11 protein-coding genes and 1 tRNA gene are annotated in these 15,944 nt (G+C 63.0%); 9 read left to right on the plus strand and 3 right to left on the minus strand.

The window, feature by feature from the left end; genetic code table 11:
* The first annotated feature begins 258 nt into the window (after nucleotides 1-258).
* The 4 genes from CKO15_RS08985 to CKO15_RS09000 all read left to right on the plus strand — a co-directional run bounded on the left by CKO15_RS08985 (nucleotide 259) and on the right by CKO15_RS09000 (nucleotide 3,531).
* A complete protein-coding gene (locus CKO15_RS08985; RefSeq protein ID WP_200195282.1) occupies nucleotides 259-1,587 on the plus strand; it encodes a DUF3422 family protein in 1,329 nt (442 codons plus the stop codon).
* A 151-nt stretch (nucleotides 1,588-1,738) separates the two neighbouring features.
* Nucleotides 1,739-2,710 carry an octaprenyl diphosphate synthase gene (gene ispB / locus CKO15_RS08990; protein WP_200195229.1) on the plus strand — a complete coding sequence of 324 codons (972 nt, stop codon included), beginning with the start codon at nucleotides 1,739-1,741 and terminating at the stop codon, nucleotides 2,708-2,710.
* 60 nt (nucleotides 2,711-2,770) lie between these two features.
* Nucleotides 2,771-2,847, plus strand: a tRNA-Pro gene (locus CKO15_RS08995).
* 144 nt (nucleotides 2,848-2,991) lie between these two features.
* Complete coding sequence (locus CKO15_RS09000) at nucleotides 2,992-3,531, plus strand: flagellar basal body-associated FliL family protein (RefSeq protein WP_200195231.1); 540 nt, start codon at nucleotides 2,992-2,994, stop codon at nucleotides 3,529-3,531.
* On the opposite strand, the gene CKO15_RS09005 is transcribed toward CKO15_RS09000, so the two are convergent.
* Nucleotides 3,499-4,308, minus strand: a complete 810-nt coding sequence (locus CKO15_RS09005) for a response regulator transcription factor (protein ID WP_200195233.1) — start codon at nucleotides 4,306-4,308, stop codon at nucleotides 3,499-3,501. The two genes, CKO15_RS09000 and CKO15_RS09005, sit on opposite strands and share 33 nt — an antisense overlap.
* Nucleotides 4,309-4,410: 102 nt before the next feature.
* On the opposite strand from CKO15_RS09005, the gene CKO15_RS09010 reads away from it, so the two are divergent.
* Nucleotides 4,411-6,048 (plus strand): alpha/beta hydrolase, encoded by a 1,638-nt coding sequence (locus CKO15_RS09010; protein WP_200195234.1) that lies wholly within the window; start codon nucleotides 4,411-4,413, stop codon nucleotides 6,046-6,048.
* A 40-nt stretch (nucleotides 6,049-6,088) separates the two neighbouring features.
* Here CKO15_RS09010 and fabV read toward each other — a convergent pair whose 3' ends face one another.
* Complete coding sequence (fabV, locus tag CKO15_RS09015; RefSeq protein ID WP_200195237.1) at nucleotides 6,089-7,297, minus strand: enoyl-ACP reductase FabV; 1,209 nt, start codon at nucleotides 7,295-7,297, stop codon at nucleotides 6,089-6,091.
* Between the two features lie 231 nt (nucleotides 7,298-7,528).
* On the opposite strand from fabV, the gene CKO15_RS09020 reads away from it, so the two are divergent.
* On the plus strand, nucleotides 7,529-7,909 hold the full coding sequence (locus CKO15_RS09020; RefSeq protein WP_200195239.1) for a hypothetical protein: 381 nt from the start codon (nucleotides 7,529-7,531) through the stop codon (nucleotides 7,907-7,909).
* Nucleotides 7,910-7,991: 82 nt separating this feature from the next.
* Nucleotides 7,992-10,823: a DNA phosphorothioation-associated putative methyltransferase gene (locus CKO15_RS09025; protein ID WP_200195241.1), complete on the plus strand. Its 2,832-nt coding sequence runs from the start codon at nucleotides 7,992-7,994 to the stop codon at nucleotides 10,821-10,823.
* Nucleotides 10,824-10,841: 18 nt separating this feature from the next.
* On the opposite strand, the gene CKO15_RS09030 is transcribed toward CKO15_RS09025, so the two are convergent.
* Nucleotides 10,842-12,020 (minus strand): cysteine desulfurase family protein, encoded by a 1,179-nt coding sequence (locus CKO15_RS09030; RefSeq protein ID WP_200195243.1) that lies wholly within the window; start codon nucleotides 12,018-12,020, stop codon nucleotides 10,842-10,844.
* 251 nt (nucleotides 12,021-12,271) lie between these two features.
* Between CKO15_RS09030 and CKO15_RS09035 the strand changes: the two genes are divergently transcribed.
* Nucleotides 12,272-13,966: an NAD(P)H-dependent oxidoreductase subunit E gene (locus tag CKO15_RS09035; RefSeq protein WP_200195245.1), complete on the plus strand. Its 1,695-nt coding sequence runs from the start codon at nucleotides 12,272-12,274 to the stop codon at nucleotides 13,964-13,966.
* Nucleotides 13,967-13,987: 21 nt separating this feature from the next.
* The gene (locus CKO15_RS09040) at nucleotides 13,988-15,943 is read left to right on the plus strand and encodes an NADH-dependent [FeFe] hydrogenase, group A6 (protein ID WP_338036033.1); all 1,956 of its coding nucleotides are present in this window, start codon (nucleotides 13,988-13,990) and stop codon (nucleotides 15,941-15,943) included.
* The last annotated feature ends 1 nt before the right edge of the window (nucleotide 15,944 follow it).

The following is a 15,944-nucleotide window of genomic DNA, read 5'->3' on the forward strand; positions in this document are numbered from 1 at the left end:
GCCGTTGGGGAGGGCGGGGGGCGGTCAAGGGGCCGTCTAAGCGGGGGCGAGGATAACACATCTGAACGCTCACTAATCGTCAAAGTATGCAGGCAAACTACTGTGGCTCAATTTGCTAGAATGCTGAATCAGATGCCGCTTCGCTAGCCAGGCTCTTGATTGCCCAGGCTCCTCTGTTGCCTGCCAGTTGCCTGCTATGAGCGTTGTGGCACCACCCGGTCACTTTCAAGCGCCAGACGAGTTCGAATCATGTCACTGATGGATGCCCCACCTGAGCACCGGGTCGAGACGGTCTACGGCGCCTTTAACGACCATCCGCTGCGGCAAGAGGTCAACGACGAGGTCCACGCCCGCCCGCACGAGGCGCTGGAGGCGCCGGTCCAGGTCACCCATCTCGGGATGCTCTCCGGGCGGCGTGCCGGCGAGGCTGACTTGGAGGCCATCACTGACCTGTGCCGGCGCTTCGGCGTGACCCCGCCGCACTCGGGCGCCGAACACTTATCGGCCGACTTCGGGCCGTTTCGCCTCAAGTGGGAGCGGCGCACCGAGATCTCAACCTACACCTTCTTTGTCGAGGGCGCTTTCGATGAGCCCTTCGCCTCATCGCCACTCGATCAGGTCCCCTTCGATTGGCTCTACGCAGTCCCCGGGCCGCGCCTAGTCGGGGTCCACTTGGCTTTAGAGCCGGCGTGGTCGGTGCCGCGCTCAAACGCAACTATTCAGCGCCTGTTTGGTAACGATCAACTGGTGGGGAGTCACATCACCGGGGGAGCGGCGCGCGTCTGGACTGATTTTCGCATTCAGGACGACGGTTTTACCCGCATCTTGATGCGCGATGTCAATCTGCGCAGCCGCCAAGCGGGGCGTGCCGTACAGCGCCTGCTCGAGATCGAGACTTACCGCATGATGGCGTTGCTGGCCTTCCCGGTCGCCCGGCAGCTTAACCCGAAACTGAATGAGCTCGAAGAGCGCCTGGCTTGGATCACCGAGCACATGACCCGGCAGCGCCGGCGCTCGGCGAGTGATGAGCAAGTGCTGCTCGGTCGCCTAACCGAGTTGGCCGCTCAGGTCGAGCGCATCGGCAATAACACCAACTACCGCTTCCACGCTGCCAGCGCCTACTTCGAGCTGGTGCAGCGGCTCATTCAGGAGTTGCGCGAGCAGCGCATCCAGGGCGTACAGACGATCCAGGAGTTCATGGAGCGGCGCCTCGTCCCGGCGATGCGCACCTGCGAGACCGCAACGGCGCGCCGCGAATCGCTCTCACAGCGAATCGCCCGCACCGGGGATTTGCTGCGCACACGGGTCGATGTTGCGCTTGAGGCGCAAAACCGCGATCTACTCGACTCGATGAACCGCCGCGCCGACCTGCAGTTTCGCCTCCAAGAGACGGTCGAAGGGCTCTCCGTGGCGGCGATCAGCTACTATCTCATGGGCCTGCTGAGTTACTTGCTCAAGGCGGGCCACGACGCCGGCTGGATCCCGCGCGTCGAGCTCTATCAGGGCTTGTTGGTGCCGATTGTAGTCTTCTCGATCTGGCTGCTGATCCGTATCGTGCGCCATCGCATCGCCCGTAAAGAGCTTTGACCAGTCGCGTGACAAGCCCCGCCGAGCTTCCCCTTGCGGGAGTCGCAAAGCGCCGCTATGCTGGTCGCGCTTTCGAGGGAGGAAGATGTCAGAAGTTTTAGATGGCCCTACCTAAAGATCCTCTCTGCCCAATCGCAGGCTCGGTTTGCCCATGAAACTTGATGCCATCCGCGAGTTGGCTGCTGTTGATATGGCGGCGGTCAATCGCTTGATCGAGGAGCGGCTCGCGTCCGATGTGGTGCTGATCAATCAGCTCGGCCACCATATCGTCCACAGCGGCGGGAAGCGGCTGCGTCCGCTCGTTGCGCTGCTGGCAGCGCGTGCCTGTGGCCACAGCGGAGATGATCACATCCTCCTCGCGGCGGTGATCGAGTTTATCCATACGGCGACCCTGCTGCACGACGATGTCGTCGATGGCTCGCAGTTGCGTCGCGGCCGTCAGACTGCGCATACGATCTGGGGCAACGAGGCGAGCGTTCTGGTCGGTGACTTTCTCTACACCCGTGCCTTCGAGATGATGGTCGAGCTCGACTCGATGCCAGTGCTGCGGGTTATGGCGCATGCGACCAATACGATTGCCCGCGGCGAGGTCATGCAGCTAATGAATGTGCATGAACCGGACATTAGCGAAGAGGAGTATCGGCAGGTCATCTACCGTAAGACGGCGACCCTCTTCGAGGCTGGATGTCAGTGTGGAGCGATTTTGGCACGGTTAGAGTCCTCGGTCTGCGATGCTCTCGGGGCGTACGGCCGCCACTTGGGGACGGCCTATCAACTGGTCGACGACGCGCTCGACTACAGCGGCAACGCCGCGGAGATTGGCAAGAATATCGGTGACGATCTGGCCGAGGGCAAGACGACGATGCCGTTGCTTCATGCGATGCGTGTTGGTGACGAGGCCGACCGGCAGCTGATTCGCCAGGCGATCGAGGCCGGCGGGTTAGAGCGGATGGAAGCGGTGGGACGTGCTATTGAAAAGAACGGCTCGGCAGAATACACTAGGCAGCTCGCTGAGGCTGAGGTGAAACAGGCGATCGCGAGCCTGGTCTCGGTGCTCCCCGCTTCGGAGTGGCGTGATGCCCTTGTGGAGCTGGCTGAGGGGTCGGTATCGCGGACGATGTAGCGGACGATGTAGCCAGCCGCCGCGGCGGACGGCGAGAGGGAGCGCGTAGGGAGTAGATAACGGGGTGTAGCTCAGTTTGGTAGAGCACTGCCTTCGGGAGGCAGGGGCCGCAGGTTCAAATCCTGCCACCCCGACCAGATTGCAAAGAGGGGCTAGACTGGAGCGGTCTGGCCCCTTTTTTGTGCCTGTGGCGTGTGGGGGCGCGTCTTGGTTATATTGGATGTACGCCCTCGGTGCGCCGTGGTGGTGGCGCGTTGAGGGGATTGGAAGGGGATGGGGGCATGGTCGCATACACACTCTTTTTAGCGATGCTGAGCGCGCTGATGGCGGTGGCGGTCGGGGCTCTGGTTACGGGTGTCTACACGCCGGCAGCCTGGCAACAGCAGATCGAGGCTGCGGAGCTGGCCGATTCGCCGCGCTATATCTTGTTGGAGCCGGCGCTGGAGATCGGTCCGGAGCAGGGGTGGGAGGATGGCGCAGCGCATATCCGGCTTGAGTTGGTGACGCGGCACGATCCGACCGTGCAGGCGATTGCCCATCACATGCCGACGCTGCGCAGCGAACTCGTCGAAGGGCTCGCCTTGTGGCAGCCAGCCGAGTTCTCGGGGCGCGAAGGGCGTCGCCGTCTGGTGACTGAGATCCTTCGCTTGAGTAACGAGGCGCTGCGCGCCGAAGGGGTGAATGCGCGTATCGAGGCGGTCTACGTCCTCAGGCTCGATCTGCAGTACGATCAAGAGATCGGCTTGCCCGATGCCGATGCCGCGGCGACCGCGCTTGTGCACGACCCCTTAGGCGCCCCCGTCGCCGAGCATGCGCGCTAGGATTCCGCGGGCGGTTTCGGGGTCGAACGGTTTATCGCAGATCGCATCGACCCCGGCTTGAGCCACGGCGCTGAGGCTGGCCTGGTTGCTTTCAGAGCTGACCATGAGGATCGGCAGGTGGAGCAGGTTGGGGTTGTTGCGGATGTAGTCTGTCAGCTCACGGCCATCCATCTCCGGCATGTTGTAATCGGTGACAACGAGGTCGAAGCCGTGCTCGCTGAGTGCGTCAACGGCCTCGCGGCCGTTGGCGGCCTCGATAAAGATTTCGGCACCGATCGACTCGAGCACCCGGCGGATGTACTTGCGTGCTAGGCGACTGTCGTCGACGAGCAGGATGCGCAGCTCGGTGATATCGAACAGCTCTAGATCCAGCTCTTGCTCACTGAGGAAGTCGAGGCTGGCCCGCAGCGCGCGGTCGAGATCCTCGGCACTGAAGGGTTTAGGCAGGATCGCCATGATGCCCGATTGTCGCAGGGTCTCTAGCTGTTTGCGGTCGCGGATACTGGAGACCAGCATAAAGGCCTGATCTTCGGTTTCGGGGTCGTTGCGCAGCTCCAGCATCCACTCCTCGGCGGTGCCCTCGGGCAGGTACATGGCGCTGATGACCAGATCGGGGCGATGGGCAGCGTAGAGACGACGTGCCTCAGTCAGAGAGCCGGTTGCTTCGAGCCGGTGGATACCGGCGTTCTGTAGACTGTGGGCGAGAATACGGCGCTGAACCTCGGAGGGCTCGGCAAGCAGGACAGTGAGCTCCGAGGCGCTCATGGAGTAGTTCATACAGACGACCCCTAAATTGAGATGGTTTGGCTTTCGTCTTAGTATGCGGCAACGCTCTCGCGGTGCAAAATGCTTGGGTCGTTTTTTCAGGAGCTCGATCGGATGAGGTGGATCAGCCCACTGTCAATTGTCGGGGTGCTCTTCGGCACCCTCTTTTTTGCCTTCTCGCTCACCCCGAGCCTGTTGCCGCGGCCCTTCGCGATGCAGGGTCTGATCGCTGGGCTGTCGTTTACCGCCGGGTACGCCCTGGGGGTCTTTGGGCAGTGGCTCTGGTACTACCTCGAGCTGCCGGGACCACGACTGCGCACCGCACGGGTGATCTCCATCGTCGCCGGCAGTGGCTGCGTGCTCGTCATGCTGCTCTTTATGTGGCGCGCCTCGGAGTGGCAGATGGCGGTGCGCGAGTTGATGGGCATCGAGGAGACGGTGACTGTGCAGCCGCTCGGGGTCGTAGCGATCGCCGCCTTGGTCTTTGTCGCCATGCTGATCGTCGCGCGTCTCTTTCGTGCCACGTTCCGTTTCTTGTCGCGGAAGCTGCAGCGTATTGTGCCGCGGCGGATCTCGTATGCCGTCTGGGTCATGGCTGCACTGGCGCTCTTTTGGGCGCTGATCGACGGGGTGGTCTTTACGGTGGCGCTGCAGGTCGCCGACAGCTCCTATCAGCAAGTCGATGCCTTGATCGAAGACGATTTGGAACGCCCGCTCTCACCGAAAAAGACCGGCAGTCCAGATTCGTTGGTGGAGTGGCGTGATCTGGGGCGGCAGGGACGCAACTACATCGCAACCGGACCGAGTGTTGCCAATCTGAGCGAATTTTTCGGCGACGATACAGTGCTAGAGCCGATCCGCGTCTATATCGGTTTGAATGCCGCCGAGACCGCCGAGGAGCGTGCTGCGCTCGCGTTGGCCGAACTGCAACGGGTGAACGCCTTTGAACGCTCGGTCCTGCTGCTGGTTACGCCGACCGGTACCGGCTGGGTCGACCCGGCGGCGGCGATCCCGATCGAGTATCTTCACCGCGGTGATATCGCCACGGTTGCGGCGCAATACTCCTACCTGCCAAGTCCGTTGTCGCTTTGGGTTGAGTCCGACTACGGAGTGGAGACCGCGCGCGCCCTCTTCGAGGTGATCTACGGCTACTGGACCGAGTTGCCAGCCGATGAGCGTCCGGCTCTCTACCTGCACGGACTCAGTTTGGGTGCGTTGAATTCGGATCGTTCGTTCGACTTCTACGATATTATCCACGACCCCTTTCAGGGTGCGCTCTGGAGTGGGCCGCCGTTTCGCAGCGAGACGTGGCAGCGGATCACTCAGCGGCGCGATCGTGGCTCTCCGGCGTGGCTGCCGATCTTTCGCGACGGGCACGTAGTCCGTTTCATGAACCAAGAGCACGGCTTCGAGCGGCCTGATGCCCCATGGGGGCCGTTTCGCATCGGCTTTTTACAGTACGCCAGCGATCCGGTGACCTTCTTCGAGCCGGAAGCCTTTTTCCGCGAGCCGGCCTGGATGAGCGGTCAGCGGGCCCCCGATGTTGCGCCCGATCTGCGCTGGTACCCCATCGTAACCATGTTGCAGCTGGCCGCCGATATGACTGCCGGCACGACCCCGGCGGGCTACGGCCACAACTATGCGGTAGAACACTACATCGATGCGTGGCACGCGCTTACCGAGCCGCCGGGGTGGAGTGAGGCCGAGATTGAGCGGCTTAAGGTGTGGTTAAGCGGGATCGAGGAGGAGTGAGAACAGGTGGGCGCCGTCCCTGGCGCTGTCGGCGGTGTGTTCAGCGACCGCCGGAATCGTAAGCCAAATTCGGGATGGTAACGTGGGGATCGACATCGGCCTCGTAGTCGATGCCGTCGAGCCCGAAACCGAACAGCTTTAAGAAGTCGCGCTGGTAGCCGGCGAAGTCGGTCAGCTCGTCAATGTTATCGTCGGTCAGTTGCTCCCAGCGACGCGCGACCTCGCTTTGCACCTCGGGGTCGAGCTCCCAGAGATCGACGCGAATCCGCCCCTCATCGTCGAGCACCGGCTCAGCGCTGCAGAGGCTTTCGCGGAAGAGCCGATCGATCTGCTCAATGCAGCCTTCGTGCGTGCCGCGCTCCTTCATCACCTTAAACAGCAGAGCGAGGTAGATCGGCATCGCTGGGATGGCGGCTGAGGCCTGAGTGACGAGGGCCTTGAGCACCGAGACGCGCCCCTCGCCGCCTTTGGCTGCGAGGCGCTCGTGGATCTGCGCTGCGCGCCGATCGAGATCCTTCTTTGCCGCGCCGATGGTGCCGTTCCAGTAGATATCCCAAGTGATCTCACCGCCGAGGTAGGTGTAGGCAGTGGTCTTGGCGCCATCGGCGAGGAGTCCGGCCTCATCCAGGGCCTCAATCCACATCTGCCAGTCCTCACCGCCCATGACCGCTACGGTGTCTTCGATCTCCTGCTCGGTGGCCGGCTCTAAGTGGACGGTCTGCAGCGTGCCTTTGTCGGTATCGATGCCCTTTTGCGTCGTCGGCTTGCCGGTCGGTTTGAGGGTCGAGCGGTGGACTTCGCCAGTGCGCGGATGGACCCGCTTAGGTGCCGCTAAGCTGTAGATCACCAGGTCGACTTGGCCCATCTCTTGACGGATCAGTTCCATCGCCTGCTGCTTGATCTCATCGCTGAAGGCGTCGCCGTTGATGCTCTTAGCGTAGAGACCCTCGGCCTCGGCGAACTCCTGGAAAGCGGCGCTGTTGTACCAGCCTGGTGAGCCGAGTTTGTTTTCGCTGCTGGGCCGTTCGAAGAAGATACCCAGGGTGGCTGCCCCGGCGCCGAAGGCCGAGACGATCCGTGAGGCGAGGCCGTAGCCGGTGGAAGCGCCGATGACCAGCACCCGCTTCGGGCCGTTGTTCACCGGGCCGTTGCCCTTGACGTAGTCGATCTGCTCACGGACGTGAGCCCGGCAGCCGTGCGGGTGAGTGGTGGCGCAAAGGAAGCCGCGCACGCGGGGCTTGATGATCATAAGGCCCTCCCTCGGTCTCTATATCAGTGATCGGTGTATCAGCGATCTGTCGTGGTTGGTAGCCGGGCCGTGCTCGGTAGTCCAGCCGTTTACAGAATCTGGCACTGCCTAGCCTAGATAAGCGTTGCGCTAGGATAACACGGGTAGGGCGATCGCCTACGACGGGTGGCGGCAATGCTATACTGCCGCAAACCCATTGAGGCGGGTTTTTATTGCGCGTAGGACAGAACGATGGCGTTAACCCAAGAGGACATCGAGTTCATCAAGGCCAACATGGGCGATTGGCTGGCCGAGCAGAGCCTTGGTAAGCCGCCCCAGGTCTATGAGATCGAACTGCGCGAGCGCATGGTGCGGGTCGAGGAGGAGCTTCGGCACCAGCGCGATTTGATGCGTGAAGGTTTTGCTCAGGTCGAGAAGCGTTTCGAGCAAGTCGACAAGCGCTTCGAGCAAGTCGAGAGGCGTATTGAGCAGATCGACAAGCGTTTTGATCAAGTCGACCGACGCTTCGAGGAGATGACTCGTCGCATCGACCGGTTCATGCTTTGGTCATTCGCCACAACGATTAGCGTCGGTGCGATTGTTGTCACGTTGGTGAAGTTTTGGCACCCCTGATTGGTGCAGTGCCCGGATGTGAGTGCACCGTTGCGAGTGCACTGAGTACAGTACCTGACCGCGTGCGCACGAACGACGACTCATGCTCGGCAAACGCATAGGACGACGCACCTATCTGCATGTCACTGCGCTCGTCGCACTCGATGAGCCGCAGCGCAGCCTCTGGGAGCGCGCGATTGAAACGGCAGCGGCGGTGTTTGGTCTCCGTAGTGGTGAGTCGTTTAACGTTGTGCGCCTTGAGTTGGATGCGACCGCTGTCCCGGGGCCGGAAAACCCGGGGCCGGAAAACAATGCTGGATGCGACGGCGTATCTGCGTCTGACCCAGGAGGAGGGGAACTCGCCGGCGTCGGTGAGATCGCCCTGCTGCACTACCCCGACTTCTTCGACGACCCCTTCCCCGCGCTCGCCGAGAGTTGGCGCTACGTCCCGAAGCGCCGCGTTTCTAGCGGCAGCGAGGCGGTCGAGACCGATAAGAGCGACGAGGGCGACGCTTGTGGCGTTGAGGCCGTAACGAGCTATCGCAGCTACCGCGACTCGCTCAATCCGCCCATCCTCCACCGCAAAGAGCTGCTGCTCGCCCCTGATCACCCCAGCTATGCGATCTACGCTGAACTGACCGCAGCGGCCGAAACGATCGGACTCTTCGATGATACGACGCGCATCGGCTATCAACGGCAGTGGCTGGCACAAGTGCGCGAAGCCGGCTACCGCATCGCCGGCCACGCGCTGGTGCCGCTGAGCCCCGAAGAGCGTGAGCAGAGCCGCCCGAGCGCGGACGACTGGGAGGCGGCGCGGCAGCGGACTGCGCTGGTGCGCTACGACTTTTCAACGCCGGTGCAGAGCTTGGCGCGGCACGGCTTTCTCGATGGGCGGTACAGCCTCTTCGACTACGGCTGCGGGCGCGGGGACGATGTGCGCGGGCTGCGCGAAAACGGCATCGCGGCGAGCGGCTGGGACCCTTACTACGCCGCCGAGGCGCCGCGACACTCCGCCGATTTGGTCAACCTCGGTTTCGTCATCAATGTCATCGAGGATTTCGATGAGCGCTTAGAGGCCTTGCTCGGTGCTTGGTCACTGACGCAGCGGCTGCTCGTCGTCGCCGTCATGCTCGCGAACGACAACGACCCGCGCGGGGTGCAGTTTCGTGACGGCGTGATCACCCAGCGCGGTACCTTTCAGAAGTATTTCACGCAGGGTGAGATCAAGGCGTTTCTGGAACGCGCCCTTGATGAAGAGGCGATCCCCGTTGCCCCCGGTGTGCTCTATCTCTTTCGCGATAAGGACCTTGAGCAGCACTTTTTGCTGGAGCGCTACCGCAGTCGCGGGCGCCGTCTGCGCCCTGCATCGAGTGGATCGGCAGAGCGTCGCCGCATGCGCACGACGGAGCAGCGGGCGCCGTGCCAACCGGCGGCTGAGCGCCGTGCCGCCGAGCGCTACGCCGCCCACCGTGAGCCGCTGGAGCGGCTCTGGGCGCAGTGGCTGACGCTGGGGCGGAAGCCGGATAAGGAGGAGGTCGCCGACCGTCTGGCACTCACCGAGGGCTTCGGCGGGGTAGCACGCGCTCTGCGCTTTCTCGAGCAGCGGCAGCGTCTGGAACTCGGCGATGAGGCGGTGACCGCCCTGTTGGCCGAAGCCGAGGCGCGGCGCCAGGCCGATCTGGAGGTCTACTTCGCCTTGCTGCAGTTCGAGCGACGCCCGCCGTATCGTCATCTCGATCCGACGCTGCGGCGCGATGTGCGCTACTTCTTTGGCGACTACCAGGGTGCTCAAGCGGCGGGCCGCGAGCGGCTGCTGCAGATCGCCGATCCGAGCGCCGTTGCCCAAGCTTGTCAGGAGGCGGCCGAAAACGGCTTAGGTCACTTGCACTGGGAGCGCGCAGGGCACGGTTCGCTGCAGCTGCACAGCAGCTTGGTCGAGCGTTTGCCGGCGCTGCTGCGCATCTACGTCGGCGCCGCCGCGCTGCTCTACGGCGATTGGCGCAACGCCGACCTGGTCAAGATCCACATCGGCTCGGGCAAACTCACCTTGATGCGCTTTGATGACTTCGATGGCCAGGCCTTGCCGCGAATGTTAGAGCGCGTCAAGATCAAGCTGCGTGAGCAAGAGTTCGACTACTTCAGCTACGGCGACGAGTACGAACCGCCTTACCTCTATTGGAAGTCGCGCTATCTCCACGAGGAGCACCCGCGCTACCCCGAGCAGTGCGACTTCGATGAGGCGCTGGCCGAACTCGGTCTGCTCGATCTCTCCGGCTACGGGCCGCCGCCGGCGGTGCTGCGTGAGACGTTGGCGCGTCACCGCTGGGAGATCGACGGCCTGACGCTGCGCCGTTCGCGCACCCCGCCTCAGCTCGACGATCCGTGTGGGCGGTTTTTGACCTTCCGCGATCTAATCGAGTGCGGCGAGACGTGGCAGCGCCTAGCAGACAAGGCGGCGACCGAGGCGAGCGAGACGGGCGGAACTGGCGGCATCGATAACCGCCCGCAGCAAGTCGAGAGCTGGAATGCGCTGCTCGACTTGGCCGAGCAGGTGCTCGATCCGGTGATCGATTGGTTCGGCATGATCCGCCTGACTTACGCCTTCTCATCGCCACAGCTGACCAAGCAGATCCCGGGGCGCATCGACCCAAAGCGCGATCAGCACGCCGCGCACGAGCTCAATCGCCGCGGCAAGCTGATCTGTGAGCGGCGCGGAGCGGCGGTCGATTTTCTCGTCGAAGACGAAGATATGTGGGAGGTGGCGCAGTGGGTAGCCGCCCACACCCCCTTCGATCGGCTCTACTTCTATGCTGCAGATCGGCCGATCCACGTCAGTTACGGCCCTGAACACAACCGGCAGGTGGTGTGGATGCGCGAAGGGCCGTCGGGGCGGCGGGTGCCGCAGGTGGTGCGGGGTAAGATGGGGACGGATTAAAATCCGTCCCCTAATCCGTCAATCCGTCCCCATCCTCCTAATGCGATCTACAGCAGCGGCGATGGCCGCAGCGGCGAAGTCGATATCGGCCGCGCTGTGCTGGCGCGAGAAGCTGATCCGCACCGCGCCGTAGAGGGCGTCGTCGTCGACCCCCATGGCGCGCAGCACCGGTGAGGGGTCGATTGCACCGGCAGCACAGGCCGAACCGGAGGCAATAGCAATCTGATCGCGGGTCTGATTGATCAGCGCCGCGCTGGAGATCCCCGGAATCGAAAAATTCAAGATATAGGGCGAGCTGTGCTGTAGGTTCGTGTGGATCGACGGCTGCGGGTTGAATTCGCGCAGCTGGGCTAAGAGGCGCTGCCGCAGCTCGGTGACGTGGTGCAGATCGGTGGGTCGGTGTACGGCGGCAAGTTCGAGCGCGCGGGCGAGGCCGACAATCTGATGGGTCGGGAGGGTGCCGGGGCGCAGCCCGAACTCTTGGCCACCGCCGTAGCAGAGAGGGCGCAGCGGCAGGCGCGGGCGGTCGCGCACGACTAGCACTCCGACTCCCTTCGGGCCGTGAAACTTATGCGCCGAGAACGAGAGCAGATCGATCCCGCTGGCCGCCACATCGATCGCTCGCTTGCCGGCGGCTTGGGCGGCATCGACGTGCAGCACCACCCCGTGCTCGGCCGCTATAGCGGCGACCTCGGCGACCGGCTGCGTTGTACCGACCTCGTTATTGGTATCGATCAGCGAGATCAGCAGCGTCTCTGGGCGCAAGGCATCCCGCACCGCCTGCGGGCAGATTCGCCCGTCGGCAGCCGGATCGAGATAAGTGACCGCCGTTCCCATCTCTTCCAGGGCGGCGCAGCAAGCAAGGGTCGCCTTGTGCTCAATCGCCGTGGTGACGATGTGGCGCGGCTGCGCCGGAGCGCGCAGCGCTACCGCGTCCATAATGCCGCGCAGGGCAAGGTTAATGCTTTCGGTGGCACCACTGGTAAAGAGCACCTCATCGGCTTCACAGTCGAGCTCTTCGGCGACACTAGCGCGGGCTGTGGCGATCCGGGCGGCGGTCTGCAGGCCCGGTTCGTGCTCGGCGGAAGAGGGGTTGGCGAAGGCCTCCTCACCGTTGAGTACGGCGAACATCGCAGCGCAGACCTCAGGGTCTAGCGGTGTCGTAGCGGCGGTATCAAAGTAGATCGGTCGCTGCATGGTACGGGCCTGTCGCTGTGTTGTTATGCATGTGGGGACGGATTGGTATGCATGTGGGGACGGATTTCAAATCCGTCCCCATTCTTCGATTCTTCTGTTAGCTGCGGCAATGGTGCACTGCTAGGTTACAAGACGTGGCTTTTGTAGTGGAATTGTACGAGATTGGTTCTTGCATTGGCCCTCACAAGGTGGCGGCCTCGAGCAGTGAGCCGATCATCGGCCGGGTCAAACGGAACAGGGGGAGGGGCACTATGCTGGTGACCGAACAAGAGCGGTTGCGGGAGTTCGTTGAAGCCGTAGTAGCGCATCACGGTGCTAGCCGCGATCAATTGATTCCGATCCTGTTGGCAGTGCAGGACGAGTACGGCTGGATCTCCGACTTTGCCAGTCAGCATATCGCCGACCAACTCGCCATCCACGCCTCCGAAGTCTACGGCGTAGCGACCTTCTACCACTTCATCAATACCCGCCCCAAGGGCCGTTTTGTTATTCGCCTCAGTGCCGATATGCCTTCGCTCATGAACGGGGCTGAGGTGATTGCCCGTCAGCTGGAGCGAGACTTAGGCATCGCGTTCGGTGAGACCACGGCCGATGGCCTCTTTACCCTCGAGTGGACCAGCTGCATCGGCATGAACGATCAGGCGCCAGCGATGCTGATCAATCAGGCGGTCTTTTCGGCGCTGACTCCGGAGCGGGTGCGCCAGATCCTCGATACCTGCAGGCAGCAGTTGCGTGCCCATCGGCCGATTTGCAGCGAGACCAAGGAGACCTACGTCGACGGCCTGAGCTATGCGGCCTATCAGGCCGAGAGTGCACTCAGTAAGGCGCTCCAGCGAACGCCGCAAGAGGTTGCCGCTGAGCTGGAGGCCTCGGGGCTGCGTGGCCTCGGTGGCGCTGGCTTCCCTACCGGTGCGAAGTGGCGGCTGGTCGCTGAGGCCGAAGGCGAGACCAAGTATGTGGTCTGCAACGCCGACGAGGGTGAGCCGGGCACCTTTAAGGATCGGGTGACCTTGGAGCGCTACGCTGCGTTGATGTGCGAGGGGATGACGCTCGCTGCCTATGTCACCGGCGCTCGTGAAGGGATCATCTACCTGCGCTGGGAGTACGGCTACCTGCGCCCGCAGTTGGAGGCGCTGCTTACCGCTCGGCGCGAGGCCGGCCTGCTCGGTTGCGGGATTATGGGCAAGGCCGGTTTCGACTTCGACATCCGCATCCAGATGGGGGCCGGTGCCTACGTCTGCGGTGAAGAGACGGCACTGCTCGAATCGCTCGAAGGGTTCCGTGGTGAGCCGCGCAATCGCATCCCCTATCCTGTCGACTTCGGCCTCCACGGCCAGCCGACCGTGGTCAACAACGTCGAGACCTTTGCCACCACCTGCCTGATTGTGGATCGGGGGGCGGAGTGGTTTACGGCGATGGGCACCGAGCGTTCCAAGGGCTTTAAGCTCCTTAGTGTATCGGGCGACTGCGCCAAACCGGGGGTTTACGAGGTGCCTTGGGGGACAACGGTGGCCGGGTTGCTGGAGCGGGTCGGCGGCGGTGGCGCTAAGGCCGTGCAGGTCGGTGGCTACGCCGGTCATTTGGTTCCGGCGGCGCTCTTTGAGCGTAAGATCGCCTACGAAGAGTTCGGTACCAGTGGCTCGATCATCGTCTACGGGCCGCAGCGCGATCTGCTGGTGGTGGCCGAGAACTACCTGAAGTTTTTTGTTGCCGAGTCGTGTGGTCAGTGCACCCCTTGCCGCGACGGCAACGCCATACTGCTCGAAGGAATGCAGCGACTGCGGCAGGGGCGGTGTACGACGGATCAACTGGAGCAGCTGATCGAACTGGGTAAGAGCATGCAGGTGGCCTCCCTCTGCGGGCTTGGGCAGAGCAGTCCCAAGATCCTGCTCGATATTGCCGCCCACTTTAAGGACGAGGTGATGGCGCGTCCCATCGCCGCTTAATACCGAGTGAGGAGAGAGAGTGTGAGCCAGTCCATGCCCGACACCCCGGATGCGATCCGCAGCAGCGCAGTCCCCTCCCGCTCCGCACCGAGCGGCCCAATAGGTCACAGTAGCGCCGTCCCCGGTGATCCAGCCACCGCAGCTGAGCTCGTTCGTCTGACCATCGACGGTGTTGAGTTAGAGGTCGCCAAGGGGACCAGTATCCTTGATGCGGCACGGCAGATCGGCGTGCGCATCCCGACCCTCTGCCACCACGAAGATCTGCGCAGCTCCGGTGTCTGCCGGGTCTGCGTAGTGGCGATAGATGGCATGCGCACCTTGCAAGCGGCCTGTGCAACACCGGTCAACCAGCCGCTGACGATCAACACCCACACCCCGGAAGTGCGCCGGGCGCGTCGCCACACCATTGACCTGCTGCTCGCCAACCACCACGGCTCGTGCTACACCTGCCGGCGCAACAACAACTGCGAATTGCAGAGCCTGGCACAAGAGTACGGCGTCGATTCGTTTCGTTTCGGCCACGTCGAGTCGCCGCGCCACCCGATCGATAGCTCCTCCAGTGCCATCGTCCACGATCCCAACAAGTGTGTCTTGTGTCGACGCTGTGTACGCACCTGCAGCGAGCTCCAAGAGATCGGCTGCCTAACGGTGGTCAACCGCAGCGATGAGGCGCGGATCTCCACCTTTGCTGAGAATGAGTTAGCCTCGGCCATTTGCATCAACTGCGGTCAGTGCATCAACCGCTGCCCCACCGGCGCACTCGGAGAGCAGGACCAGACCGATGAGATCTGGGCCGCAATCGATAACCCAGAGAAGTTTGTGGTGCTGCAGACCGCCCCCTCGCCTCGCGCCTCCATCGGCGAGTGCTTCGGCCTGCCAGCCGGCACCTCACTGACCGGTCAGATCAACACCGCCGCGCGCCGCATGGGCTTCGATGCCGTCTTCGATACCGTGCAGTCGGCCGACCTGACGATTATGGAGGAGGGGACCGAGCTGATCCTGCGCCTCTACAATCGGCTGGTCAAAGGGGATGCCACAATCGCGCTGCCGCAGTTCACCAGCTGTTCGCCGGGCTGGGTGAAGTACTACGAGCACTTCTATCCCGATATGCTCGAGAACCTCTCATCGGCCAAGAGCCCGCAGCAGATGCTGGGGGCGTTGCTCAAGACTTACTACGCAGAGCAGGCCGGTCTTGATCCGAAGGATATCGTGGTGGTGGCTCTGATGCCGTGTGCCGCCAAGAAGTTCGAGTGCAACCGACCGGAGATGTGCGACAGCGGCTACCACGATGTCGACTTCGGCCTCACCTCGCGCGAGTTGGCCAAGATGGTCGCCGAGACCGGTATCGATCTGCCCAACCTGCCGCCCTCCGATTTCGACGACCCCTTCGGCGCCGGCAGCAGCGCCGGGTTGATCTTCGGAGCCACAGGTGGGGTGATGGAGGCGGCGCTGCGCACCGTCATTGAGCTGGTCACCAGTAAGCAGGTCGAGGACTTCTACGACCACGCCGAGATCACCCCGGTGCGCGGTTTCGAGGGGGCGCGCCTAATCGAGATTCCGATCCACGAGGTCGGACCGGTCCCCGCCTTGCTGCAGCATCTGGTGCCGGACTGGAACTGGCTGCAGGGCACCACCCTCAAGGTCGGTGTCGCCCACGGGATCGCCAACGCCAAGAGGGTGGTCGCAGACATCAAAGCGGGTGGGCCGTTCAGCGAGTGCCACTTTATCGAGATTATGGCCTGTCCCGGCGGCTGTCTCGGTGGCGGCGGCCAGCCAATCCCAACCACGGCGGCGATCCGTGCCCAGCGGACGCAGGCGCTCTACGCCGAGGCCACCGGCTACCGCCTCCACAAATCGCACGACAATCCGGTGATTCAGCGGCTCTATACCGAGTTTCTGACCGATGGGCCGTGCGGCCACAAGGCGCACAAGTTGCTCCACACCCACTACACGCGGCGCGGCAAGTGGATCCTCTGAA

The sequence above is a fragment of the Halorhodospira abdelmalekii genome (assembly GCF_016583625.1).
Lineage (GTDB): Bacteria > Pseudomonadota > Gammaproteobacteria > Nitrococcales > Halorhodospiraceae > Halorhodospira > Halorhodospira abdelmalekii.